The organism is Paenibacillus sp. 01T422, from assembly GCF_056398785.1.
In genome coordinates, this window is the sequence record NZ_JBFTQB010001281.1 from 1 (window position 1) to 1,302 (window position 1,302).

Annotated in this window: 2 protein-coding genes; both read right to left on the reverse strand. The window is 40.3% G+C overall.

Annotated elements, in window-relative coordinates; genetic code table 11:
* The coding region (locus AC1DUA_RS38000; RefSeq protein ID WP_477504630.1) for an RnfABCDGE type electron transport complex subunit D at window positions 1-676 on the reverse strand (676 nt) is incomplete at its 3' end.
* Window positions 677-1,302, reverse strand: a 626-nt coding sequence (locus AC1DUA_RS38005; protein WP_477504631.1) for an FAD:protein FMN transferase, incomplete at its 5' end; no start/stop codon positions are given.

The following is a 1,302-nucleotide window of genomic DNA, read 5'->3' on the forward strand; positions in this document are numbered from 1 at the left end:
CTACTATTGCACTTAGCAAACCAAAAATCACTTGATCCTTATTAGTGACTGGAGAGGTTGGTGGATCTGTCAACATAAATAGAGCAAAGAATAATGAAGCGTTTATAAAAGGAGGGCGAAACGCATCGGCAGCTTCACCGACATGCATGAACCCTATTAAAAGCAATAACAAAAAATAAGTACATAAAAATGCAAACACTTGTGGGAATTTGTTCACGCGATTGGTAACAACGTAACCGCCCACTAAAAGGAATCCAATTGTCCACACTGGAAGATCTCCAAATGCGCCCCACCAGCTCTGTCCAGTCTGAAAAAAAAGAATAGATAAAAGTAGGCCGAAGGCGGCTGGGTTAAATACCGGTTTTTTCTTAAAAACAATAAGGTGCTTAGATAAAATAGCCATGATTACAGTAATAGCTACAAAATACCATGAGGTTGTAGTGCTTAAAATTAAGCCTATAATGATCCCTGTTATAACAGCACCATCTGCTAGCCATTTTTTTCTTTTCCCTATCAAAAAACAGATCCAATCCATCCCTATTGCTGTAACCAGAGCAATTATGACATTATACATTCCTTTTATATCTGAAGATAATAGCTCAGCTATAATCAGAAAAGCTACCAAGCAGATAATAACATAACTCTTTGGTTTTTTATGCCATGGATGAGCAGACATTTATATCCCTCCAACTCTTTCCACATGTAACTTAGATGTAATCAAAATCCCCTTCAATCCCATTTCAATCATCATTTTTTTCCCTTGGTCCAACCCATATAAACATATGACCGTTGAGAAGACGTCTGCCAACATAGCGTACGGAGCCACAATACTGCAGCTAAGCAACTCATGCGGCGATTGCTTGCTATTCGGGTAAATAATATGATGAATATCTGCGCTGACTTTGCTTTTGCGCTCGTAGCCGCCAGATGTACATACTGCTGCATTGGATACTTCAATGGTGTCTATCATATGATCCTTGTGTACTGGATGCTGAATTCCAATTCGCCAGGCTTGGCCCACCTCATCTACCCCACCAGCAAAAAGGTCCCCACCTGCATTAATAACGAAGCCCTGAAAACGAATCAGCGCCTGAGTGGCGATGTCGATAGCAAATCCTTTCGCAACCGCGCCTAAATCAATTACCATAGGTTTAAGTAAATACATCGTGCTATCTTGCTCTCGTAAGACGATATCTCGATAGGTAGCGTTATCTGAAGCTGGATTCGAGCTGATTTCTCCAGTTAAGTAATGCCGATTAAATCCATAATACTCCATTGCTTTTCCAATTGATGGGTCAAAGA